21 protein-coding genes are annotated in these 24139 nt (G+C 72.0%); 13 read left to right on the top strand and 8 right to left on the bottom strand.

Annotated elements, in window-relative coordinates; genetic code table 11:
- The first annotated feature begins 62 nt into the window (after positions 1 to 62).
- Positions 63 to 1397: a GH1 family beta-glucosidase gene (locus ACWEFB_RS05900; RefSeq protein WP_452282623.1), complete on the top strand. Its 1335-nt coding sequence runs from the start codon at positions 63 to 65 to the stop codon at positions 1395 to 1397.
- Positions 1394 to 2671 (top strand): MFS transporter, encoded by a 1278-nt coding sequence (locus ACWEFB_RS05895; RefSeq protein WP_452282620.1) that lies wholly within the window; start codon positions 1394 to 1396, stop codon positions 2669 to 2671. The genes ACWEFB_RS05900 and ACWEFB_RS05895 overlap by 4 nt, the downstream gene beginning before the upstream one ends.
- Before the next feature lie 7 nt (positions 2672 to 2678).
- On the opposite strand, the gene ACWEFB_RS05890 is transcribed toward ACWEFB_RS05895, so the two are convergent.
- Positions 2679 to 3893 carry an SLC13 family permease gene (locus ACWEFB_RS05890; protein WP_452282618.1) on the bottom strand — a complete coding sequence of 405 codons (1215 nt, stop codon included), beginning with the start codon at positions 3891 to 3893 and terminating at the stop codon, positions 2679 to 2681.
- Between the two features lie 172 nt (positions 3894 to 4065).
- Here ACWEFB_RS05890 and gltX point away from each other — a divergent pair, with 172 nt between their 5' ends.
- Positions 4066 to 5475 (top strand): glutamate--tRNA ligase, encoded by a 1410-nt coding sequence (gene gltX, locus ACWEFB_RS05885; protein ID WP_452282616.1) that lies wholly within the window; start codon positions 4066 to 4068, stop codon positions 5473 to 5475.
- 115 nt (positions 5476 to 5590) lie between these two features.
- Here the strand turns inward: gltX and ACWEFB_RS05880 are convergent, their stop codons facing one another.
- The gene (locus ACWEFB_RS05880) at positions 5591 to 6214 is read right to left on the bottom strand and encodes a copper resistance CopC family protein (RefSeq protein ID WP_452282614.1); all 624 of its coding nucleotides are present in this window, start codon (positions 6212 to 6214) and stop codon (positions 5591 to 5593) included.
- Between the two features lie 231 nt (positions 6215 to 6445).
- On the opposite strand from ACWEFB_RS05880, the gene ACWEFB_RS05875 reads away from it, so the two are divergent.
- Positions 6446 to 7096 (top strand): hypothetical protein, encoded by a 651-nt coding sequence (locus ACWEFB_RS05875; protein ID WP_452282612.1) that lies wholly within the window; start codon positions 6446 to 6448, stop codon positions 7094 to 7096.
- 55 nt (positions 7097 to 7151) lie between these two features.
- On the opposite strand, the gene ACWEFB_RS05870 is transcribed toward ACWEFB_RS05875, so the two are convergent.
- Positions 7152 to 7658 (bottom strand): hypothetical protein, encoded by a 507-nt coding sequence (locus ACWEFB_RS05870; RefSeq protein ID WP_452282610.1) that lies wholly within the window; start codon positions 7656 to 7658, stop codon positions 7152 to 7154.
- Between the two features lie 387 nt (positions 7659 to 8045).
- A complete protein-coding gene (locus ACWEFB_RS05865; protein WP_452282608.1) occupies positions 8046 to 8708 on the bottom strand; it encodes a phosphatase PAP2 family protein in 663 nt (220 codons plus the stop codon).
- 118 nt (positions 8709 to 8826) lie between these two features.
- Between ACWEFB_RS05865 and ACWEFB_RS05860 the strand changes: the two genes are divergently transcribed.
- From ACWEFB_RS05860 to ACWEFB_RS05830, 7 genes are all read left to right on the top strand, one after another.
- Positions 8827 to 10056, top strand: a complete 1230-nt coding sequence (locus ACWEFB_RS05860; RefSeq protein ID WP_452282606.1) for a PucR family transcriptional regulator — start codon at positions 8827 to 8829, stop codon at positions 10054 to 10056.
- A 107-nt stretch (positions 10057 to 10163) separates the two neighbouring features.
- On the top strand, positions 10164 to 11336 hold the full coding sequence (locus tag ACWEFB_RS05855) for an acyltransferase domain-containing protein (RefSeq protein WP_326556502.1): 1173 nt from the start codon (positions 10164 to 10166) through the stop codon (positions 11334 to 11336).
- Entirely contained in the window at positions 11333 to 12271 is a 939-nt protein-coding gene (locus ACWEFB_RS05850) for a beta-ketoacyl-ACP synthase III (RefSeq protein ID WP_326556501.1), read from the top strand. Before ACWEFB_RS05855 ends, ACWEFB_RS05850 begins: the two co-directional genes overlap by 4 nt.
- A 127-nt stretch (positions 12272 to 12398) precedes the next feature.
- The gene (locus ACWEFB_RS05845; RefSeq protein ID WP_326556500.1) at positions 12399 to 12641 is read left to right on the top strand and encodes an acyl carrier protein; all 243 of its coding nucleotides are present in this window, start codon (positions 12399 to 12401) and stop codon (positions 12639 to 12641) included.
- 2 nt (positions 12642 to 12643) lie between these two features.
- Entirely contained in the window at positions 12644 to 13867 is a 1224-nt protein-coding gene (gene fabF, locus ACWEFB_RS05840) for a beta-ketoacyl-ACP synthase II (protein ID WP_326556499.1), read from the top strand.
- Between the two features lie 64 nt (positions 13868 to 13931).
- A complete protein-coding gene (locus tag ACWEFB_RS05835; protein WP_452282602.1) occupies positions 13932 to 15356 on the top strand; it encodes an acyl-CoA carboxylase subunit beta in 1425 nt (474 codons plus the stop codon).
- A gap of 129 nt (positions 15357 to 15485) precedes the next feature.
- The gene (locus ACWEFB_RS05830) at positions 15486 to 16220 is read left to right on the top strand and encodes a class I SAM-dependent methyltransferase (protein ID WP_452282600.1); all 735 of its coding nucleotides are present in this window, start codon (positions 15486 to 15488) and stop codon (positions 16218 to 16220) included.
- A 162-nt stretch (positions 16221 to 16382) separates the two neighbouring features.
- Here ACWEFB_RS05830 and ACWEFB_RS05825 read toward each other — a convergent pair whose 3' ends face one another.
- The 4 genes from ACWEFB_RS05825 to ACWEFB_RS05810 form a co-directional block, all read right to left on the bottom strand.
- Positions 16383 to 18674, bottom strand: a complete 2292-nt coding sequence (locus ACWEFB_RS05825) for a hypothetical protein (protein WP_452282598.1) — start codon at positions 18672 to 18674, stop codon at positions 16383 to 16385.
- Complete coding sequence (locus tag ACWEFB_RS05820) at positions 18671 to 19705, bottom strand: glycosyltransferase family 2 protein (RefSeq protein ID WP_452282596.1); 1035 nt, start codon at positions 19703 to 19705, stop codon at positions 18671 to 18673. Before ACWEFB_RS05820 ends, ACWEFB_RS05825 begins: the two co-directional genes overlap by 4 nt.
- A 131-nt stretch (positions 19706 to 19836) precedes the next feature.
- Positions 19837 to 21567 (bottom strand): glycoside hydrolase family 3 protein, encoded by a 1731-nt coding sequence (locus tag ACWEFB_RS05815; protein ID WP_452282594.1) that lies wholly within the window; start codon positions 21565 to 21567, stop codon positions 19837 to 19839.
- Positions 21568 to 21627: 60 nt separating this feature from the next.
- A complete protein-coding gene (locus ACWEFB_RS05810; RefSeq protein WP_326556493.1) occupies positions 21628 to 22119 on the bottom strand; it encodes a DUF3145 domain-containing protein in 492 nt (163 codons plus the stop codon).
- Between the two features lie 350 nt (positions 22120 to 22469).
- Here ACWEFB_RS05810 and ACWEFB_RS05805 point away from each other — a divergent pair, with 350 nt between their 5' ends.
- Together ACWEFB_RS05805 and ACWEFB_RS05800 are read left to right on the top strand one after the other, a co-directional pair.
- Positions 22470 to 22799, top strand: coding sequence for a hypothetical protein (locus ACWEFB_RS05805; RefSeq protein WP_326556492.1), 330 nt, complete (start codon positions 22470 to 22472; stop codon positions 22797 to 22799).
- A gap of 214 nt (positions 22800 to 23013) precedes the next feature.
- On the top strand, positions 23014 to 24114 hold the full coding sequence (locus tag ACWEFB_RS05800) for an alpha/beta fold hydrolase (RefSeq protein WP_452282591.1): 1101 nt from the start codon (positions 23014 to 23016) through the stop codon (positions 24112 to 24114).
- Positions 24115 to 24139: the final 25 nt, after the last annotated feature.

The following is a 24139-nucleotide window of genomic DNA, read 5'->3' as shown; positions in this document are numbered from 1 at the left end:
CTATCCAACGACACGCCGAGGGACTACAGTCCGAACAACTTTCGCGTTTCGAGGAGGGGTGGATGAGCGCTCGGCTGCCCGAGTTTCCCGCCGGATTCACCTTCGGCGTCTCCACCTCGGCGTACCAGATAGAGGGCGCGACCAGCGAAGACGGCCGCCGACCGTCGATCTGGGACACCTTCACCCGCACCCCCGGAAAGGTCGTCGACGGGAGCACCGGCGACGTCGCCTGCGACCACTACCACCGGTACGCCGAGGACGTCGAACTGCTCGCCGGGCTCGGCGTCGGGGCGTACCGTTTCTCGATCGCCTGGCCCCGGGTCCAGCCGGACGGGACCGGCCCGGCCAACCCCGACGGCCTCGCCTTCTACGACCGGCTGGTCGACGCCCTGCTCGACCGGGGCATCGACCCGGTCGCCACCCTGTTCCACTGGGACCTGCCGCAGGCCCTGGAGGACAGGGGCGGGTGGCTGGCCCGCGACACCGCCGGCCGGTTCGCCGACTACGCGAGCCTGGTCGCCGCCCGGCTCGGTGACCGGGTCAAGCTCTGGATCACGCTCAACGAACCGTTCGTCCACATGAGCTTCGGATACGGACTCGGCGTCCACGCACCCGGCCGGCAACAGCTCTTCGACGCGTTCCCGGTCGCCCACCACCAGCTCCTCGGGCACGGGCTCGCGGTGACCGCCCTGCGCGCCCTGACCACCAGCCCGATCGGCATCACCAACAACTACTCCCCGGTCCGCCTCCAGGGCACGACTGACGGCGACCGGGCCGCCGGTGCGGCCTACGACGCCCTGCACAACCGGCTGTTCACCGACCCGATCCTCGGTCGCGGCTACCCCGAGATCCCCGGCACCGATCCGTCCATCGTGCACGCGAGCGATCTCGACACCATCGCCGCGCCGATCGACGCGCTCGGCGTCAACTACTACAACCCCACCGGCGTACGGGCGCCAACCGACCCGGACAGCCCGCTCCCGTTCGACCTGGTGCCGCTCGACGGCTACCCGACCACCAGCTTCGGCTGGCCGGTCGACCCGGACGGGCTGCACGAACTGCTCACCGGACTGCACCGCGAGTACGGCGACGCCCTCCCCCCGATCCACATCACGGAGGGCGGCTGCTCGTACGAAGACACGATCGACGCGCACGGCCGATGCGACGATCCTGAACGGGTGGCCTACCTCGACGGGCACCTGCGCGCACTGCACCGGGCAATGGCCGACGGCGTCGACGTACGCGGTTACTACGTCTGGTCCCTGTTGGACAACTTCGAGTGGGCCGAGGGGTTCACCAAACGGTTCGGCCTGGTGCACGTCGACTTCGACACCCAGGCCCGCACCCCGAAAACCTCGTACGCCTGGTACCGCGACCTGATCAACGGTCCGGCATGACCACCGTGCAGCCCGTGCCGGCGTCCCTGCCCGCCGCCCTCACCGAACCGACCGTCCCGGTACGCCGTGGCTGGATCGCACTGATCTTCGGCGCCAACCTCGGCGTCTGGATGGCGTTCTTCACCCCGATCCAGATCCTGCTTCCGCAGCAGGTCGAGTCGATCTCACCGGTCGGCAAGGAGGGGATGCTGGCGGTGGTGACCGGGCTCGGGGCGCTCGCCGCCGTACTGGCGAACCCGCTGGCCGGGGCGCTGTCGGACCGTACGTCCCTGCGGCTGTGGGGTCGGGCGGTCGGGCGCCGACACGTCTGGACGGTCCTCGGCGCACTGCTCGCCGCCGGCTCGTTTTTGCTCCTCGCCCAGCAGCGGACCATCCTCGGCGTGGCCCTGGCCTGGGTCGCCGCCCAGCTCAGCCTCAACGCCATGCTCGCCGCGCTGACCGCCGCCATCCCGGACCGGGTGCCGGTGGTGCAGCGGGGCGGGGTCTCCGGTTGGGTGGGCATCCCGCAGGCGCTCGGGCTGGTGGTCGGGGCGGTCCTGGTCACCACCGTGGTCACCGGGACCCGCGCCGGTTACCTGGTGATCGCGGGTGCCCTGTTGCTGCTGGCGCTCCCGTTCGCCCTGCTCACCCCGGACGACCCGTTGCCGCGTACGCACTCCTCGACGCTGCGGTGGCGGGAACTGATCGCCGGGATGTGGATCAGCCCGCGCCGGCACCCGGACTTCGCCTGGGCCTGGGGCACCCGGTTCCTGGTCCAGATGGGCAACGCCCTCGGCACCCTCTACCTGCTCTACTTCCTCCAGGACAAGGTCCGCCACGGCGACCCGGAAGCCGGCCTGCTGGTCCTGATCCTGCTCTACACCGCCGGGATGATGGCCACCGCCGTCGTCTCCGGCCGGCTGTCGGACCGGACCGGGCGGCGGAAGGTTTTTGTCATCTGGGCCGGTGTGATCATGGCGGTGGCGGCCCTGCTGCTCGCCGCCTGGCCGATCTGGCCCGCCGCCCTGGTCGCGGCACTCCTGCTCGGTGCCGGTTATGGCGTCTACCTGGCGGTGGACGCGGCCCTGATCACGCAGGTGCTCCCGGTGGCCACCGACCGGGGCAAGGACCTCGGCGTGATCAACATCGCCAACGCGGCCCCGCAGGTGCTCGGGCCGGCGCTCTCCGCCCCGATCGTGGTCCACCTCGGCGGCTACCCCACCCTGTACGCGGTCACCGCCGCCGTCACCCTGCTCGGCAGCGCCCTGGTGGTCAACATCCGCTCCGTACCCTGAGCCGCCGTCACCGTTCCAGGAGCAGGACGCTCACGGCGGCGGCGACCGTCACGATCGCGGTCAACGCGCCCGTACGCAGGAAGCGCGGCCAGCGCGGGCTCAACCCGGCGGCCCGGCACCGCTCCAGCCACAGCAGGGTCGCCAGCGACGCCCAGGGCAGCACCAGCGGCCCTGCGTTGGTGCCGATCAGCAGGCCGAGGAGTTGGTTGGTGTGGCCGAGCGGCACCACCGCCTCGGCGGCCACGTACGCCGGGAGGTTGTTGATCAGGTTGGCCAGTACGCCGCCGGTGGCCGCGGCCCGCCACACCCCACCCAGGCCGGGATCGACACCGACCAGGACACCCAGCAGCCGGGACAGGCCGAGCCGGCCGACCGCGTCCACGATCAGGAACATCCCGCTGACCAGGGCCAGCAGCCGCCACGGGATCAGCGCCCAGCGCACCTGCGCCCGGTCCCGGACGGCGAACGCCACCAGCAGGACCACCGCGCCGACCACCGACACCACCGCGATCGGCACCCCGACCAGGATGCCCACCACGAAGAAACCGCAGGTCAGCGCGGCTACCCGGAACAGGACCCGGTCGCGGGGGCGGAACCGGGGTGGCGGCTGGTAGCGCGACTCGGATCGCAGGCCCCGGCGCCAGTAGCAGAACCAGAGGCAGGCTGCGGTCGCGACCAGCGCCGCGAGCTGCGGCAGCGCCATCCGCTCGGCGAACCCGAGCACCGGCAGACCCACCCGGTCGGCGGCTAGCAGGTTGGTCAGGTTCGACACCGGCAGGAGCAGGCTCGCCGTGTTCGCCAGCCAGATAGTGGTCATCGCCAGCGGCAGCGGGGCGATCCCGGCGCGGGCCGCGACCGCCAGCATGACCGGGGTGAGCAGGACCGCCGTGGTGTCCAGGTTGAGGATCATGGTGGTCGCCGCGGCCAGCGCCACGCTCAGCCCGAACAGCGCCGGATAGCTGCCCCGGGCGGCGATCGCCATCCGGGCGGCCAGCACGTCGAAGAACTCGGCCCGCGCGGCCAACTCGGCCAGGATCAGCACCGCGAACAGGAAAACCAGGATCGGGGCGATCCGGTGCAGGGTGGCGTCGGCGTCGGCCGCCGGCACCAGCCCGGTGGCGAGCAGCACCAGCCCGAGGGCGAACAGACCGAGCGCCAGCCACGCCGACCAGTCCAGCCGCCGCACCGGAGCCAACCGGCGTACGGCATCCAACCGGACCATCCGCGCCTCCCCCCGCCCGCTCTCGTCCACGTTGCGGCCGGTTGCCGCCGATCGACCGGTTCTGCGCCGTTGACCACCCCTGGTCAGCGGTGCGATGGCCGGAGGCGACGATAATCGGACCGTTCGGAAACCTGGTGGCGGGGGCGTACGGGGTCGCCCGTAGGCTTGGGCCGTGACGGTACGCGTACGCTTCGCCCCCTCCCCGACTGGCATGTTCCACGTCGGCGGTGCCCGCTCGGCCCTCCAGAACTGGATCTACGCCCGGCAGCAGGGCGGTGTTTTTGTCCTCCGGGTCGAGGACACCGACGCTGCCCGGAACAAGCCCGAATGGACCGAGGGCATCCTCTCCGCGCTGGAGTGGATCGGCATCGAACGCGGCAGCTACGAGGGCCCGTACTTCCAGTCCGCCAACGCCGACCAGCACCGGGCCGCCGCCGAGAAGCTCTACGGCCTCGGTCGCGCCTACTACTGCGACTGCACCCGCGAGGCGGTCCAGGCCCGCACCGGTTCGCAGTACCAGGGGTACGACGGTTACCACCGCGACAAGAACCTCGGACCGGGCGAGGGTCGCGCACTGCGCTTCCGTACGCCGGACGAGGGCGAGACCGTGGTGGTCGACCTGATCCGGGGCGAGCCGACCTTCGAGAACCGGCTGATCGAGGACTTCGTCATCGCCCGGGGCGACGGGTCGCCGGTCTTCCTGCTGGCCAACGTCGTGGACGACATGATCATGGAGATCAGTCACGTCATTCGGGCCGAGGAGCACCTGCCGAACACCCCCAAGCAGCAACTGCTCTGGGAGGCGCTCGGGGTGAAGCCCCCGATCTGGGCACACGTGCCGGTGGTGGTCAACGAGAAGCGGCAGAAGCTCTCCAAGCGGCGCGACAAGGTGGCCCTGGAGGCGTACAAGGACGAGGGCTACCTGGCCTCGGCCATGCGCAACTACCTGATGCTGCTCGGCTGGGCGCCGTCCGGCGACCGGGAGATCGTGCCCTGGTCGGTGATCGAGTCGGAGTTCCGGCTGGAGGAGGTCAACCCCTCACCGGCCTTCTTCGACGAGAAGAAGCTGCGCGCCTTCAACGGCGACTACATCCGCGCCCTGTCGGTCGAGGAGTTCATCGCCACCTGCCAGCCGTGGCTGACCGGCACCGACACGATCGCCCCGCCGCCGTGGCAGCCGGACGAGTTCGACCCGGCCGCGTTCGCGGCGGTGGCGGCACTGGCCCAGACCCGGATCGCGGTCATGAGCGAGATCGTGCCGAACGTCGACTTCCTCTTCCTGGCCAGCCCGCTGATCGACGAGGCGGCCTGGGCCAAGACGATGAAGGAGGGCTCGGCCGAGTTGCTCGACGCCGCGATCGCCGCCTTCGAGGCGTTGGAGACGTGGGACACCGAGCCGCTGAAGACGACGCTGGAGCAGGTTGGCGCCGAGCGGGGGTTGAAGCTCGGCAAGACCCAGGCACCGGTACGCGTCGCGGTGACGGGTCGTACCGTCGGGCTGCCGTTGTTCGAGTCGCTGACGGTGCTGGGGCGGGAGCGTACGCTCGCGCGGTTGCGGGGGGCTCGGGTTCGGTTGCCTTGATGCTGTTGGGTGGGGGCCCGCCGTGCCCGCTCTGGGCCGTCAAACTTGATCCCCGCCGCGGGCACGGCGGGCCCCCACCTTCGTTCATCAGCGTTTTGCTGCTTCAGTGGCTGAATTAATCGGCTTGGTTCGATGGGTTTGTGGAGCGGTGGCGTCGGGTTAGCAGGGTGCCGATCAGCGCTGCGAGCAGTACGACGGCGGCGCCGATGGCCCAGGGCCACCAGCTTGAGTCGCCGTCTTTGTCTTGGCCGCTGCCGGCCAGCGGGGTGAGGGCGGGGGCGGCTGTGGTGGCGGACGGTGTGGGTGTGGGGGCTGCGGCTGGGGTTGCCGATGGGGTGGGGGGCTCGGTGGGGGTTGTGCCTACGGTGAGGGTGAACTTGATTTTGCCCTTGATGGGGTGGCCGTCGCTGGATGGGAGCTCGTACCCGACGGTGTAGAGGCCCGCTGGTCCGGGCCGGAACCCGACCGTGGCCTTGGAGCCGGAAAAGGTTGGCGCGGCACTTGCGGCCGAAACGTTATCCGGTCCGGTAAGGGTGATTTTCGTGGCCCGAGGGTCGAGCCGGGCCAGGAAGGTCAGGGTCACCTGAACGGGTGCCTTGGCCAGGGTGGCCCCGTCTTTCGGATCGCTGCTGGTCAGCGAGTTGTGCGCGGCGGCGGGCGTCGCCGTCAGCGCAACGCTTGCCACACCGGCGATCGCGGCCAGCAGCAGGCCGGCGGCCCGGATTGATTTGCCCCCCATGGAGTCCTCCGCGAAGATACGATTCGGCCACCGATCGACGGCTCGTCATTAAGTCGACCCTAGATCGCAGATAGTTCCAAATACTGCTCGAACAGGTGCAACCGAGCGGCGTTCTGCGGAGTCTGTGTAGTGAGCGCGACGAACCTGCCCCGGCAGCAGACCGCACTCCGAACAACACCAGTGCGTGACCTGCATCAAGGCCATCCATCGAACGGGGCGGGGAGGTCAGCGATGATCAGAGGGAAGAAGCACCGACTCACGGTCGTCGCCGCGCTGCTGATCGCGGTCGGCTCCTGGCTCGGCCTGGCCACTCCCGCGTCCGCCGCACCGGCACCCGCACCGAACTCGGTCACCATCACCGGTGACGGGGTCGCCGCGCCGCTGGTCATCCGCGCCGAGGGCGACCAGGAGATCTTCGCCGCCGTGCTCGACCAGGTCGGCTGGCTGGGCGGCACCGGACAGACCAGTTCCCCGGCCGCCGGTGACCTCGGCCCGAAGTACATCGTGACGGTCCTGATCGACGACGTGGCGAAGCAGACCTACGACCTCTACCCGCTGGCCAAGGGCGGGCCTCGGGCGTACCGCCCGACGAAGCAGCCCGACGGCACCACCGTCGCCCCGGCCTGGTTCTTCGGCCGGCTCTCGATGAACGAGACGTTGCAGGCCGCCGGGGTGCCACTGCCCAATCAGGCCAGCATGGTCAACGGCGGCATCGGCGGCGGCGAGCGGGTGATCAAGGAGGACTCCCTGACCCCGGGCAAGGACCTCTCCCGGGTCCTCACCGACCTGCGCAGCCTGCTGCTGCTCAACGGTGCCGTGGTCGTCGCGATCACGATCTGCCTGGCCGGCATCTCGCTGCTGGTCCGCCGCCGTACCCGCTGACACCACCGGGGGCGGTGACACCGCACCCGCTTTCCGGGCGCGGCTCGCCGTCATCTCAGCACCACCGGTCCGGTGGTCGCTGCCGCCGGTCCCCGCGTACTCGTGGCCGGACCGCGCCGTGTCGGTGCCCACCGGCCCATCCGGGCAGATCCGGCTGGCAGGACGGCGCCCGCTGCAACTCGTCACCGACCTGGTCGACCGGGTCCACCGGCTCGGTGTCGCCGGTCGCCGTGGTGGTCGTGACGGACGTTCCGGCTGGGTCGCCGATCCGCTGCCGGGGCACCAGGGAACCCACCGCCACCTCGACCACACCGTCGTCCACCAGCGGCTCCGCCACCGGTGCACCGCCGACCGGGGCCGGGCCGGTCAACGCCGGGCCGACGCCGGACGCGCCCACCCCGGTCGCGCCGGAGCCGGGTGCCACCTCGGCTCCGGCCGGCACTGCTCCGCAGACCCAACGCATCGGCTTACCCGTGAAGGAAGTCGACTGCTCGTCCTGGTCACCCCGGAACAGCGGCTGATCGCCGCGGGCGCAGCCGTGCTCGGCCTCCCCGTGCGCCATCCGGCCTCCTCTTGCTCTTTGTCGCCGTCGCCGTGTGGGCGGTCCCCCGGAACGGCCCAGCTCATCGGTGGTGGTGACCATCGCGGGACTGTGGCAAGCCGTACCAGGCACTCTCACCGTACTGGCCTAAGTTGACGGGTCCGACGCCGCCGTGGCTGGAGATCAGGATGGCGCTGCGGACCGGACCCGGCTACGCGTCGAACCCCGGTTCGGCAGAACCTCGCGCTGACCGGTCGTACGACGCTGTACGGCCATCCGTCGATCCCACCACACCATCGGTCCGTTGCCATCCGACGAATCGATGACCCGTCGGCACCCGCACTCCGTCAATCGACGGAGGGACACCTGTTGATCACGAAGAGTCCGGCGGTTCGGGATCCTCTCGGATCAGCGGGGCGCCCGGTTCGCGGCCAGCGCGGGAACGGGCGGGCGGGGAGCGAGACGGTCCACGGCGTACGCCACCGGGGGGACCACCGCGAGCGCGAGCAGCCAGCCACCGAGCACATCGGCCGGCCAGTGCGCCAGCAACGCCAGCCGGGTCAGTCCGATGAAGATCGCAAACACCGCCGCCAGCGCAACCGTGACGACCCGCCCGGTCCGCGCGAACCGGGGCCAGAGCAGGAGTACGGCCACCAGCGCCAACGCGCTCGCGTTGCTGGTGTGCCCGCTGGGGAAGCCGTTGCTGTGCACCACCACGAAACCGTTCAGCGGCCGGGGGCTGTGCACCCACCAGTGCATCAGGCTCCACAGCACCGGTACGACCACCGTGACGGCCGCACAGCACGCGGCGAGGCGGCGCTCGGCTCGGGCCAGCAGACCGGCGCTGACCACCGCACCGATGACCAGGAACGGCACCGTGGCGGCCACGTCGGTGGCGATCCGCAGCACCGAGACCAGGTCGGGGCGCTGGTCGCCGTACCCCCGGAAGGCGTCGCTGATCGCGGCGTCGAAGCTTTCCAGCGGCGCCCAGCCACCGACCACCATCGCGAACAGGGCCAGGAAGGCGGCCAGCGCGAGCAACGGCAGGGCAACCGGTGGGCGGGCGATCATCCCAGCATGATGGCACGACCGGCCGGGGTCGTCCCGAGTGTTCGGCGGGGCCCTCGTTCGGAGAAAGCGATGGGCCCTTCCGCACGCCCCGGTGGGAACGTGGCAGGGTGGCGGGGTGGTGACGGAGGCGGATGGCGGCGAGTTGGCCGCCACCCTGCGCCGGATCGAGCGGGCGGCGGGCTCCCTGGCCACCGCCAGCATGGCCCGGATGGACGAGAGCCTGCCCTGGTTCCGGGGGTTGCCGGCGGAGCAGCGGGCCTGGGTGATGCTGGTCGCCCAGGCCGGCGTCAGTTCCCTGGTCGAGTGGCTGCGGCAGGGCGGTGGGGCCAGCGAGAGCCCGCAGGAGGTCTCCGACGAGGTGTTCGCCTCGGCGCCCCGGGCGCTGGCGAGGTCGATCAGCCTGCAACAGACCGTCGCCCTGATCAAGGTGACCATCGACGTGGTTGAGGAGCAGGTCCCGGAGTTGGCCGCGCCCGGCGAGGAGCAACTGCTCCGCGAGGTGGTGCTGAAGTTCTCCCGCGAGATCGCGTTCGCCGCCGCCCGGGTGTACGCCCGCGCCGCCGAGTCGCGTGGCTCCTGGGACGCCCGGTTGCAGGCCCTGCTGGTGGACGCGCTGCTGCGCGGCGACTCCTCCGACGTGCTGGCCAGCCGGGCAGCGGCGTTGGGCTGGGCGGACGCCCCGCCGGTGGCGGTCGCGGTGGGCCGCTCCCCCGGTGGTGAGGTGGCGGCGGTGCTGCACACGGTCTACCGGGCCGCCCGGCGGATCGGGGTGGAGACGATCGGTGGGGTGCACGGGGACCGGCTGGTGCTGGTCCTCGGCGGGGCGGTGGACCCGCTGACCGCGACCGCGCGGCTGCTCGGCGGGTTCGGCGAGGGTCCGGTGGTGGTCGGCCCGGCGGTGCCGAGCCTGGACCAGGCGACCGACTCGGCCCGAGCAGCCCTGTCCGGGTACCGGGCGGCACCGGCGTGGCCGGCCGCCCCGCGCCCGGTGGCCGCGGTGGACCTGCTGCCGGAACGGGCCCTCGCGGGCGACTCCGAGGCCCGGCGCGGGCTCCGGCAGGACGTGTACGCCCCGCTGGTCCGGGCCGGCGGGGAGCTGCTGGAGACGATGGACGCCTTCTTCGCCGCCGGTGGGGTGCTGGAGAGCGCGGCCCGTGCGCTGTTCGTCCATCCGAACACGGTGCGTTACCGTCTGCGCCGGGTCGCGGACGTGACCGGGTTCTCGCCGCTGACTCCGAGGGACGCGTTCGCGTTGCGGATGGCGTTGACGATCGGCCGGCTGGACCCGGCCGCACCGGGTCCCCCGTCACCGGGACATGAACGGGCGTTCACCACAAAGGGTTCATAACCCGCATCACTCCCGCCGATCTTTGTAGGAACCCCACAAAGGTCGTAGTGTGGTTTGGTGACTTGCGGCAACCACGTGACCGACCAGTATCCAGCAGAGTCATAACCGTGCTCGCCGTACTCTCGCCTGGCCAGGGCTCACAGAAGCCCGGCTTCCTCACTCCCTGGCTCGACCTGACCGGCACGGAGGCGCGACTGCGCTGGTGGTCCGCGCTCGCCGGAGTGGACCTCGTCCACCTCGGCACCACCGCCGACGCCGACGAGATCAAGGACACCGCGCGCACCCAGCCGCTGCTGATCGCCGCCGCGCTGCTCGCCGCCGAACACCTCCCGATGTACGACGTCGGCCTCACCGCCGGCCACAGCGTCGGCGAGCTGGGGGCGGCCACCCTGGCCGGCGTACTGTCCCCCGAGGCCGCCATCACCCTGGCCGGCGTACGCGGCCGGGAGATGGCCGCCGCGTGCGCGCTCGAACCGACCGGCATGGCCGCCGTACTCGGTGGCGACGCCGACACGGTCACCGCCGCGATCGAGGCCCACGGGCTCTACCCGGCCAACTACAACGGCGCCGGCCAGATCGTCGCCGCCGGTGCGGTCGACCGGCTGGAGAAGTTCGCCGCCGAGCCGCCCACCGGCGCCCGGGTACGACTGCTCCAGGTCGCCGGCGCCTTCCACACCCCGTACATGGCCCCGGCCGAGCAGGCCCTCGCCAGCGTCGCCGCCGGCATCGTGCCGAGCGACCCGGCCCGGCTGCTCCTGTCCAACCTCGACGGTGCCGCGGTCAACCACGGCCGGGAGATGCTCCAGCGGCTGGTCCGGCAGGTGACCGCGCCGGTGCGTTGGGACCTGTGCATGGCCACCCTGGCCGACCTCGGTGTCACCGGTGTGATCGAGCTTCCGCCGGCCGGCACCCTCGCCGGTCTGGTCAAGCGCGAACTCAAGGCCACCGGGGTTCCGGAGATCGTGACCCTCAACACCCCCGACGACCTGCCCGCCGCCCGCGACCTGATCGCCCGGCACGGAATGGCACCCAGCCACGAACCCACCATGCAGTTCCGGGTGGTGGTCGCGCCGAGCGCGGGTACGTTCGTACCCGCCGTCGACCTCAACGAGGGCGACACGATCAAGTCCGGCCAGTCCATCGGCCACGTGACCACCCGGCAGGGCCCGGCCGACGTGGCCGCACACTGCTCCGGCGTGCTCACCGAATGGCTCGCCTCACCCGACGACCCGGTCGCTCCGGGCCAACCCCTCGCCCGCATCGGAGGACACCTCTCATGAGCCGTATCGTCGCCATGGGGCACTACCAGCCATCCAGGGTCCTCACCAACGACGACCTGGCCAAGATCGTCGACACCAACGACGAGTGGATCCGGGACCGGGTCGGCATCGTCACCCGCCGGATCGCCGACAGCGAGACCGTCAGCGACATGGCCACCGCGGCGGCCGACACCGCACTGGCCAACTCCGGGCTCACCGCCGCCGACATCGACCTGGTCGTCGTCGCCACCTGCTCCTCGGTCGACCGCAGCCCGAACGTCGCCTGCCGGGTCGCCGCCAAGCTCGGCATCAACGCCCCCGGCGCGTTCGACCTGAACACCGCCTGCTCGGGCTTCTCCTACGCCCTCGGCACCGTCGACCATGCGCTGCGCGCCGGAGCGGCCCGTAACGCCCTGGTCATCGGCGCCGAGAAGCTCTCGGACTTCACCGACTGGACCGACCGCTCCACCTGCATCATCTTCGGTGACGGTGCCGGTGCCGCGGTGGTCAGCGCGGACGACGACGGCGACACCCCCGGTATCGGCCCGGTCGTCTGGGGCTCGGTGCCGGAGAAGAGCGACGCCGTACGGATCGAGGGCTGGCGCCCGTACATCCAGCAGGAGGGCCAGACGGTCTTCCGCTGGGCGACCACCGCGCTCGCTCCGCTCGCCCTGCAGGCCTGCGAGCGGGCCGGGGTGGCGCCGGAGGACATCGCCGCGTTCGTCCCGCACCAGGCCAACCTGCGGATCATCGAGGGGATCGCCAAGCGGCTGGGCATGCCCAACGCGGTGATCGCCCGCGACATCGTCGAGTCCGGCAACACCTCGGCGGCGAGCGTACCGCTGGCCCTGTCGAAGCTGGTCGAGCAGCGCGCCATCCCGAAGGGCGCCCCGGTCCTGCTCTTCGGCTTCGGCGGCGGTCTCACCTACGCCGGACAGGTCGTCCGCTGCCCCTGAGCCGCCCCTGCCCGGTACGCCACTGCGGGCAGACCCGTTGTCAGACCCCACCGGCCGGCACGTACGGTCCGGTGCAGGCGGTATCGTCCGCCAGCGCAGATCCACTTATCGAGAGGAAACCAGCACCATGACGACCCGTGACGAGATCACCGCCGGCCTCGCCGAGATCCTCGAAGAGGTTGCCGGCGTGAACCCGGACGACGTCGCCGAGGAGAAGTCGTTCACCGACGACCTTGACGTCGACTCGCTCTCCATGGTCGAGGTCGTCGTCGCGGCCGAGGAGAAGTTCGGCGTGAAGATCCCCGACAACGAGGTACAGAACCTGAAGACCGTGGGCGACGCGGTCGCCTACATTGAGGCGCAGTCCTGATCATGACTCGCCCCGACGTCGTCGTCACCGGGCTCGGCGCGACGACCCCGCTCGGCGGGGACGTCGCGTCGACCTGGGACGCCATGCTCGCCGGCCGCTCCGGGGTGGGACCGCTCACCCAGGAGTGGGCCGAGCAACTGCCGGTACGGATCGCCGCCGAGTTGGCCGTCGACCCGTCCGAGGTCCTGGACCGGGTCAAACTGCGCCGGCTCGACCGGTCCGAGGCGATCGCCCTGATCGCCGCCCACCAGGCCTGGGCCGACTCCGGGCTGGCCGACTCCGGCCTCGACCCGGAGCGGCTCGGGGTCAGCGTCGGCACCGGCATCGGTGGCGCGCAGACCCTGCTCGCCCAGGACGACATCCTGGAAGCGAAGGGCGCGCGGCGGGTCTCCCCGCACACCGTCCCGATGCTCATGCCGAACGGACCGGCCGCCTGGGTCGGGCTCGAACTCGGCGCCCAGGCCGGTGTGCACTCGGTGGCGAGCGCCTGCGCGACCGGTGCGGAGGCGATCGCCCTCGGGCTCGACATGATCAGGTCGGGTCGCGCCGACGTGGTCATGGCCGGTGGCACCGAGGCGGTCATCCACCCGCTGCCGATCGCCGGTTTCGCCTCGGCACGGGCCATGTCGATCCGCAACGACGACCCGGAGACCGCGTCCCGCCCCTGGGACAAGGGCCGGGACGGGTTCGTCCTCGGTGAGGGCGCCGGTGTGCTGGTGCTCGAACGGGCCGACCACGCCGCCGCCCGCGGCGCGCGGGTCTACGCCCGGCTCGCCGGTGCCGGAATCACCTCGGACGGGTACGACATCGTCCAGCCGCACCCGGAGGGCGCCGGCTTCAAGCGGGCCATCCGGTTCGCGCTGGCCGACGCCGGCCTCGACCGGTCGGACATCGTGCACGTCAACGCGCACGCGACCTCCACCCCGGTCGGGGACATGCTCGAGGTGGCCGGACTGCGGGCCGCCCTCGGCGAACACCCGGTGCTGACCGCCACGAAGTCGCTGATCGGGCACCTGCTCGGCGCGGCCGGCGCGGTCGAGTCGATCGCCACCATCCTGTCCATCCGGGACTCGATCGTCCCGCCGACGATCAACCTCGAGGACCCGGAGGACGGCCTGCTCGACGTGGTCGCCCACAAGCCCCGTGCCCTGGACATCCCCGCGGCGTTGAACAACTCGTTCGGCTTCGGCGGGCACAACGTGGCTCTCATCTTCACCCGGGCCTGAGACCAACTGCCTGCTCCGGTCGGGTACGCCCGCGTACCCGACCGGGGTGTGATCGGAGGCGTACGTGAGCACCACTTCCGTCAGCGCTGATTCTTCCGTCGTCGACCACCGCGACCCCGAGTTCCGGCTCCGGGCCCTGTTCGACGCCGGCTCGCTGCGCCTGGTGGTGCCCCGCGACGACTCGGGCGTGCTCTGGGCCCGGGGCGAGATCGACGGCGCCCCCGCCGTCGCGTACGCCACCGACGCCACCCGGATGGGTGGTGCGATGGGCACCGTCGGGTGCCAGCACGTCGTCGACGCGATCGACACCGCCGTCCGCGAGCGGGTGCCGGTGCTCGGCCTCTGGCACTCCGGTGGCGCCCGGCTGGCCGAGGGTGTGGTCGCACTCGACGCGGTCGGTCAGATCTTCGCCGCCATGGTGCGCGCCTCCGGGCGGGTGCCGCAGATCTCGGTGGTACTCGGCCCGGCGGCCGGCGGTGCCGCGTACGGGCCGGCGCTGACCGACATCGTGGTGATGAGCGGTGCCGGTCGGATCTTCGTGACCGGGCCGGAGGTGGTCCGCAGCGTCACCGGCGAGCAGGTCGACATGGAACGCCTCGGTGGCCCCGAGCCGCACGGCCGCCGCTCCGGCGTGGTGCACGTGACCACCAAGGACGACGAGTCGGCCCTGGCCGAGGCCCGGAAGCTGGCCGCCCTCCTGGGTCGCCAGGGGCGGCTGAGCCCGGCCGACGTCCCGGCCACCGCCCCGGAGGGGCACGACCTCGCCGCGCTGATGCCGGCGGAGATGAACCGGGCGTACGACGTGAAGCCGGTGGTGAAGGCGCTGCTGGACGCCGCCGGGGTGGAGTTGCACGCCAAGTGGGCACCGAACGTGGTGACCGTCCTCGGTCGCTTCGCCGGTCGTACGGTCGGCGTGATCGCGAACAACCCGCTGCGGCTCGGCGGCTGCCTGGACGCGTCCAGCGCGGAAAAGGCGGCCCGGTTCGTGCGCATGTGCGACGCGCTCGGCGTACCGCTGATCGTGCTGGTCGACGTACCCGGTTACCTGCCCGGCCTCGGTCAGGAGTGGGACGGCGTGGTACGTCGCGGCGCCAAGCTCCTGCACGCCTTCGCCGAGGCGGTGGTGCCCCGGGTGACCCTGGTGACCCGCAAGGCGTACGGCGGCGCGTACATCGCGATGAACTCCCGTGCCCTGGGTGCCACGGCGGTCTTCGCCTGGCCGAACGCCGAGGTCGCCGTGATGGGCGCGGCGGCGGCGGTGAACATCCTGCACCGCAAGCGGCTGGCCGCCACCCCTCCCGCCGAGCGTGACGCCCTGCGGGCGCAACTGATCGAGGAACAGATCAGGACCGCCGGTGGGGTGAACCGGGCGCTGGAGATCGGCGTGGTCGACGACGTGATCCAGCCGACCGAGACCCGTCGCCGGATCGCCGAGGCGCTCGCCGCCGCCCCGGCCGCCCGCGGCGCCCACGGCAACATCCCCCTCTGACAGGACGGTGATCCCGTAGGGTTCGGCTCGCTGTCGCCGGCCGAACTCTCCCGGATCACGGAAACACCGGTTCAGGAGCGCTGGGGGCGCAACGCTGCGGGAGATGGTGTCCGATTAGGGTGAACCCCCGTGGAAGCGACCGAGATCCGCAAGCTGGCCGCCCTGGAGGACACCCACTGGTGGTACCGGGAGCGGCGGGCCCTGCTGGCCCGATCGCTGCGCCGGCTCGCCGCCGCCGGCCGGGGCCCGACCGCAGCCGCCGCTACGAGCACCTCTGACCGGGCGTTGGACATCGGTGCGGCCGGTGGTGGCAACACCCGGGTGCTGCGGGCGCACGGGTGGCGGCCGGTGGCGTTGGAGTACAGCCCCGAGGGCGCGCAGGTGGCCGCCGAACGCGGGCTGCACGTGCTGCGCGCCGACGCCCGGCAACTGCCACTGCCGTCGGCCAGCCTCGGGCTGGTGGTCGCGTTCGACATCCTCGAGCACATCGACGAGGACCAGGTCGCCGCGGCGGAGATCCGGCGTACGCTCCGGCCGGGCGGGACGGCGCTGATCGCCGTACCGTGCGACATGCGGCTCTGGTCGGCGCACGACGTCGCGGTCGGTCACGTACGCCGTTACGACCGGACCTCGCTGGTCTCGGTGCTGGAGCAGGCCGGTCTGGTCGTCGACGAGCTGTGGAGCTGGAACGTGATGCTCCGCCCGGTGGCCGCCTGGCGCCGGCGCAAGTCCACCGGCAGCGATCTCGACGAGCTGCCCGGTGTGGTCAACCTCGGCCTCCGGGCGGTGATCACCGCCGAGCGCTACCTGCCGGTCAAGTCCCTACCCGGCGTCTCCCTCATGCTCCGCGCCCACCGCCCATAACCCCCCGCGCGCCCCACGCACCCCCACCCCCAAGATCACCACTAATACAGAGAAAGAGTGGTAATCCGGCGTGGAATAACCACTCTTTCAGTGAAAGAGGCGCCCCCGGGACGCCCGACGGGCGGGCGGGGGCGGGCGGGGCGGCGGGGGCGCGGGCGCGGGTTAGCGGAGTTCGTAGACGGCTAGGTTGCCGTTGTCGAAGCGGATGGTGGCCAGGGTGGACAGGTCGGGAGACTCCTGCTCGACGCTGCGGTCCGCCACCAGCCAGCGGACGCCGTACCGGTCGCGGAGGGTGGCCAGGCCCTCCGGGGTGGGGGCGGTGAACGCCTCGTCGTTGGCCTGCAACCGTTCCTGGTCCCAGAACGGGGCGTACGGACCGCCGGGCAGCCCGACCATCCGGGGCGCGAACGACCACCCCTCGACCAGGACCGCGCGCTCGGTGTACGCGCTCAGCCAGAACGAGCGCGCGTCGCAGTAGCCGTTGACCATGGCCCGGCAGTGCACGTTGGTGGCGACGATGTCGTCCGGGTCGCTGTGCTCGTACACCCAGCGGGCGGCGTCGACGCGCGACTGCGGCATCGGCACCACTGCGTACGCGCCGCCGTTGGGGTACTGCCGCCCCGCTGCCGCGTCCAGCACCAGTCCCGGTGCCCCGGCGACGAGTACGCCGGTGAGCAGGATCGCCGCCCCCCGCCCCCGGAGTCGGGGCCACTGTCCGGCCAGTACCGGCCAGAGCAGCGCCCCGAGTACGGCGATCCCACCCAGCGCCGCCGCCCACCAGAACAGGGGCCGGAGCACGTCCCAGGTCGGCGCGGCGTACACCTCGGCCGGGTGGTCGAGCTGGATCAGGGTCAGGACGAGCGCGAACCCGACCGCGCCGACCCCGAGCAGGATCCGGCTGCGGGTCGAGAGCCGGGCCCGTTCGAGCAGTTCGGCGTACCCCCAGGCGGAGGCGATCACCCCGAACGCGAAACCGGCCCGGATGAAGTACTGGTTGCTGCTGCCGGGGTGCCCGACGAGCAGGTAGATCGCCGGGCCGGCGAGCGCGCCGCCGAGCAGGAACACCTGCACCGGTTCGAGCCGGAACCGGCGGTACCGGATCAGCGCGACGATGCCGGCCAGCCGCAACTGGAGGTTGACCAGGAAGGCGAGCAGGACGACGACCCAGAGCAGGGCGGTGGTGCCGGCCGGGCGGTCGACCGTACCGACGTAGGGGCGCAGGCCGGAGAACGGGTCGACGGTCACCCCGTGGCTCTCGAACGCGAACAGGATCGCGGTGGCGAACCCCTGGGCGGCCAGGGCCAGCGCCCCGGCGACGAGGACCGGCCAGGCCAGGCGTCGGCGTACCACGAGGGTGACCAGGGCGGTCAGGGCGAGGGCGGCGACGACCACCGGCACCGAGCTGGCCTTCGCCCCGGTCGAGGCGACCAGGAACAGTGCGGCGAGCACCCAGGCGCCCCGCCCCAGCGGCGGGACCGCCACGCCGCGGGCCGGGCCGATCCGGTCGGCCAGGACCGCGATCAGGGGCAACAGCAACACCCAGCTGTACGTCATCGACGGGCTGCCCCAGACGATGAACGTCGCCTGGGTGCCGAAGAGCTGGCGGATCCCGTTCTCGTAGCCGAACTCGCCGATGGTGAACATGAGCGCTGCCGCCACCGCACCCGCGTACGGGCGCCCGGTGATCCGCCAGCCGACGACGGCGACCAGCACCACCGCGAGCAGGCAGAGCGCCGGTACGGCCAGCCGGAAGAACACCGTCGGCAGGTCGACCCCGCTGACCAGGCTCGCCGCCGCCATGTGGGCGAACCCGAACCAGTGGTAGTGCAGTGGCTCGCCGGCCACCTGCGGCACGTCCGGCGGCATCTGGTGGGTGGCGGCGCCCGCGATGGAGAGCTGGAACGGCAGGTCGATGTACTGGGCCTGGCCTTCCCCGACGGGGAGGATCGGGTTGCGGTAGAGGAACGACTCGGCGAGGTACGCGGTGAAGCCGACCACCACGGCCGCCACCGACCAGGCCCACCCGGTCGGGACCGGGGTGTACCCGCGTACCCGCCAGTGCCGGCGCAGTCGGGGTACGGCGAGGAACGGCAGCACCACGGCGACCGGCCAGTACCGGAGCCAGTGTTCGAGCCCGAGTCCGGTGAGGATGGCCCAGGCGGCCAGTTCCAGGATCAGCCCGACGGCGGCGCCGACGGCCAGGTCCTCGACCAGGGTGTGTGGTCGGGCGCGCAGCGCCCGGTAGACCAGGGTGCCGGGGAGGACCACGCCGAGCAGGGCGTATCCGGTGTAGCGGGCGATGTCGACGGCCGGGGTGCCGGCGTCGAGCAGGATCGCCGCGAGGACGACGAACACCGCGACGGCGGGTGCGTACCGGCGGAACTGGTCGAGGGCGCGGGTGGACCGGCGGGTCGGGGTGTCCAGGGTCGACGCCCCGGCGGCGACGGCGGTCAACGGAGCGTGTCGGCGAGGGCTGCCACGCCGCCGTCACCGGCCGTACCGGCGGGTTCGCCGCTGGTGGGAGCGGTGGCCGGGCCGGCCGGCGGGCCGTCGGCGCTGTCGCTGGCGACGAAGTACGCCGGCCGCCCCTGCACCGCCGTGTAGATCCGGGCCACGTACTCCCCCAGTAGGCCGAGGCAGAGCAACTGGACGGCGCCGAGGAAGAGCACCGCCACGTACAGGGACGGCCATCCGCTGACCGTCGCGCCGAAGAAGTACGCGACCACGGCGACCACCACCAGCAGCGAGCAGACCGCGACGCCGGCCAGGCCGAGCCAGGTGGCGAAGCGCAGCGGGGCGGCGGAGAAGCTGGTCACGCTGTCTGCGGCGAGGCCGACCATCCGGGACACCGGGTACTTGGTCCGCCCGGCCGCCCGCTCGTCACGCAGGTAGGTGACCTCACCGCTGGGAAACCCGAGCCAGGGTACGACCAGCCGGAGCACCGGGGTCCGCTCGGGCAACTCCCGCAGTGCCTCCACCGCGGCCCGGCTGAGCAGCCGGAAGTCACCGGCCTGGGCGGGCACCTGCTTGCCGACGAGCCGTCGCATCAGCCGGTAGTACAGCCCGGCGGTCCACCGCTTGAAAACCGTGTCGGTACGCCGGTCGGCGCGCACGCCGTACACGATGTCGAGCTGGCCGGCGCGGGCGACCCGCAGCATTTCGGCGATGGTCTCCGGCGGGTCCTGGAGGTCGGCGTCGAGGCTGACCACGTGCCCGCCGACGGCCCGGAGCACCCCGGCGACGAGCGCCGCCTGGTGCCCGCTGTTGCGGCGCAGCCGCAGCACCCGTAGCTGTGGCCAGTGGGCCCGCAGTCCGGCCAGCGCGGCGGCGGTGCCGTCGGTGCTTCCGTCGTCGACGGCGACCACCTCGTACGGTTCGCCGAGCCCGTCGAGGACCGCGCGGAGCCGCTCGACCAGCAGCGGGAGCACGGTCTCCTCGTTGAACATCGGCACGACCACGGACAGCGCCGGTCCCGGTTGCGTCACGGCCCGCGCACCCCCCGTTCCGGTCGACCCGGCGGACTTCCGAACGCTACCAGCAGCGGCATCCCGGCGGGCCGACGACCAACGTCGCCGAGGCCGCCCGAGCGGTCCCCGGCGACGGCCGGCGGAACTCCTCAGGCGGTGCAGGAACTGCGCGGCAGGCCGGTCACCGGCACCGGTGACTGACCGGTCGGTCGGGCCTTTCCGGCGAGCACGTCGGCCAGTGCCGCCATCGACACCGCCGTGGACGAGTACGTCGCCAGCAGGACCGGCGACTTGGCCGCGTCGAGCACGTACGGGGTGTCCATCGCGACGGTGACCCCGGCGGCGGTGTTCAGGTCGGAGGCGGCGTCGCCGTACCCGACCAGGTGCACGACCGTGCCGCCCTGGGCGACCACGGTGGCACCGGCGGCCCGGAGCGCGTCGGTGAGCGTGGCGGCGGTCTTCTCCCGCCCGTTGGCGGCGGTGACCGTGATCGGCCCGTGCACGGCCGCCTCGGCGCAGGTGCCGCGCAGCGCGGTCACGGACGCGTTCGCCACCTTCCGGGCGGCGTCCCGGTGCGCCGCCGTGTCCAGGGTCGCCATCGCCGGGGCCGGTCGCCCGGCGAGCGTGAACTTCAGCGTCAGCACCCGGGTCACCGCCTCGACCAGCCGGGTACGGGGCAGCGTCCCGTCGCGTACGCCGGCCAGCAGCCCGTCGTAGGCCTGGGTCAGGTTCGGCGGCATCAGCAGCAGGTCGTTGCCGGCGTTGATCGCCCGGACCGCGGCCTCGCCCGGCGGGTAGCGCATCGCCGGTGCCATGTTCATCCCGTCGGTGACCACCACGCCCTTGAAGCCGAGCTGCCCCCGGAGCAGGTCGGTGAGCACCTTGTGCGAGAAGGTGGCCGGCACCCCCGGGTCGATCGCCCGTACGTCCAGGTGCCCGGACATGACCAGCCCGGCGCCGGCGGCGATGCCGGTGGTGAACGGCGGCAGGTCGCCCTTGTCGAGCGCGGCCCGGTCCTGGGTGAGCTGCGGCAGGTCGTCGTGCGAGTCAGCGGCGGTGTGGCCGTGGCCGGGGAAGTGCTTGAGGGTCGCGGCGACTCCCGCGCCCTGCAGGCCCCGGACGGCGGCGGCGACCTGTTCCCCGGTGACCTTGGGGTCGTCGCCGAAGGACCGGGACCCGATCACCGCGCTGTGCGCGCCGAGTACGTCGGCGTCGGGGGCGAAGTCGACGTTGATCCCGAGTGCGGCGAGTTCGGTGCCGGCGGCCGACCAGGCGGCCTCGGTCAGGCCTGGGTTGCGGGCCGCGCCGAAGGCCATCGCGCTGGGCAGCACCGTCACGCCGGTGCCGATCCGGGTGACCACACCGAACTCCTGGTCGGTGCCGATCAGGAGCGGGGCGGTGCCGGCGGCGAGCTTGGCGCCGGCCTCCTGCAACCCGCCGGTCAGCCCGTGCACCTGCGCGACGTTGTCGACGTTCGTGGTGACCTGGTTCTTGCCGGTGGGGTCGTCGGCGGAGAACCCGACCAGGATGAGCCCGCCCAGCCGGTACTTGGCGATCATCTCGGCCGGGGTCTCGACTCCGGCCAGCGCCTTGTTCCCGGTTGCCGAGCCGGGGGTTACCTTGGTGGCCGAGCTGCCGTACGCGTACGGCATCAGCACCTGGCCGACCAGGTCCTCGTCGGTCAGCCGGCCGACCAGCTCGGCCGCCCGCGCTGCCGGATCCGGGCCGCCGGAGGGGCTCGGACCGGCCGTGGGGCTGGCCGGGACGCTGGGGCTCGCGCCCGCCGTGGTGCCCTGGTCGGATCGACCGGCACAGCCGGTCGCGGTCAGCGCGGCCAGTACGGCAAACGCGGCGATGGTACGCCGGAGGAGGGTCGGCATCCCGCTATCCCATCAGTTTCCCCCTTATCAGGGCAACTTGACCGGGCCGTCCCCGCACGGTCAGCCGACCCTTGTGAGCAGCGTCACCGGGGCCCCGTCACCGGCGTACCGGTACGGCTCCAGCTCGGCGTCCCACGCCGTGCCGAGTGCCTTGTCCAGGGCGTGCGCCAGTGCCTCGGGAGCCCGTGCCGACGCCATGATGGCGCGCAGCCGGTCCTCGCCGAGCTGGATGTCACCGGCGGCGCCGGTGGTGGCCCGGAACAGCCCGCGTCCGGGGACGTACATGAACCGCTCACCGTCGACCCCGGTGCTCGGCTCCTCGGTGATCTCGAAACGGATCATCGGCCACTGCCGCAGGGCAGCAGCCAGTTCCGCGCCCGTCCCCGGCCGGCCGGACCAACTGCACTCAGCCCGGCGTGCGCCGGGATCGACGGGTTGAACCGTCCAGTGCAGATTGACCGGCACGGTAAGGACGCGCGCGATCGCCCACTCGACGTGTGCACACACGGCGAGCGGGGTCGAGTGGACGTATACGACGCCACGCGTTGGCACGGTGACCTCCCGGAGAGCGAGGTGCGTCTTCCCCTACGACCTCGATCACCAGGCGATGCTGGAACACATGATGACTCGTGTGACGGATGGTGCGCCAGAGAATCGGAATTTTGGCATGCCGGAATAGCCGTACCGCTAGGGGGTGTTCATTCCTCACGACAGGCCGCGGTCGCCGTACGGCTCTCGTGGTCGTGTAAAGTTCACTCGGCGTCCTGTGTCGCCGTGCGTTCGTGGATCCGGTGGCCCAGGCCGCCAACAGCAGTTCGGCGGCCCCCCGGCCACCAAGGCGCGTCCGGCGTGTTGCCGCCGCGCATTCCGTCCTCCCGTTATGTCTGGCAAGGAGCACTTTCGTGGCGAACAACACCTCAAAGACCGCGCGCGCGTCAGTCCGCGCCGGCCAGGCCGGTCAGGGTGGCGCCCTGAGCGTGCTCGGCGAGTTCAAGTACCTGATCCCGCTCAACGGCGGCAAGCACGCCTACGTGCGGAACCTGACCAACGGCAAGACCGTGCACGTGCGCACCGACTCGGACGCCTTCATCGAGGAGCTTCGTCAGCTCGCCGGTGCCGGCCACGCTGTCAAGATCCGCGCTGAGATCGCCGGCCTGGCTGCGGCCTTCCCGGGCGAGGGCTGGGACACCGCCGACAAGCGGCTCGTCGAGGCTGGCGTCTTCACCGCCTGATCGCACTGAACCGAGCGAACGCCTCGGTCCGGCTTCGTGTCGGACCGGGGCGTTTGTCGCTTTTCGCGCAGTCTGACGCATCCGCTCCCGACACCTCGTCAGGGTGCGATTGCCCAGGATGACCGTCGGGTAACAACCGGAACGCCGCGACCAAGATCGCGGGTACGCTTGTTACCCGCGGGTACGGCAACCCTCGGACGACCCGGAGGTAGCCATGTCTGACCACCCCCCGACCCAGCGCATCCCGGTCGAGCCGGTCGGTTCCGCCCCCGCGACGGCCACCCTGGCCGCGCCCGAGCCGACCGGCGCCCCCGACGCGCTCGACACTCCCGAGCCCCCGCTCGACGCTCCCGACGCGCTCGCCGCCGCCGGACCCGGTACCGCCGGACCCGATACCGCCGGGGTCGAGCTGTCCGACGGGATCCGGCTGGAGGTCGAGCAGGTCGGACCGGCCACCGCACCGATCACCGTGGTGCTGCTGCACGGCTGGACCCTGGACCACCGGACCTGGCACCGGCAGGTGTCCGCCCTGGTGGAGAACCTGGGCGACGCGGTCCGGATCATCAGCTACGACGCCCGCGGACACGGTCGGTCCGGCGTGAGCAACCTCGGTACGGCCACCCTGGCCCGGCTCGGCGACGATCTCGCCGAACTGCTCGACCGGCTGGCACCGACCGGTCCCGTGGTGCTGGTCGGACACTCACTCGGCGGAATGACGATCATGGAGTACGCCCACCGCCACCCGGACGACTTCGCCACCAGGATCGCCGGACTGGTCTTCGTCGCCACCACCGCCGAAGGCCACACCCACACCTGTTACGGCCTGCCCACACGGGTCGCCTGGCTGATCCGGCTCGCCGAGACCACCGGTGCCGGCGTACTGGCCCGCTGCGGGGGGCTGCGTACGCCGGAACCGCTGTTGCAGGCACTGCGGCCCAGCCTGCGCTGGCTGCTGTTCGGGGACGACTGCGCGTCGGAGGACATCCGGCTGACCACCTCGGCAGTGTCACGCGCGGCGCTGGTCGCGATCGGCGGGCTACGGTCCTCGATCGGCCGGCAGCACCGCCTGGACACCCTCGCCACCCTCGGTGACCTGCCGGTGGCGGCCCTGGTCGGCGACCGGGACCGGCTCACCCCGCCCCGGTGCACCGAGTCGATCGTCGAGACCCTCCCGGACACCGAGCTGACGGTCTGTCCGGGCGCCGGGCACATGCTCATGCTGGAACGCCCGGACGAGGTGAACGCCGCCCTGCTCGAGGTGGTCCGCCGCGCGCTCGCGCCGATCCCCGCCCAACGACGGCCCCACCCACACTGATCGACCCGGCGGGAAGATTCCGGGG

The organism is Micromonospora sp. NPDC004704, assembly GCF_053601675.1.
The sequence above is the reverse complement of the archived record's forward strand: the minus strand, read 5'-3'. Positions and strand labels throughout refer to the sequence as shown.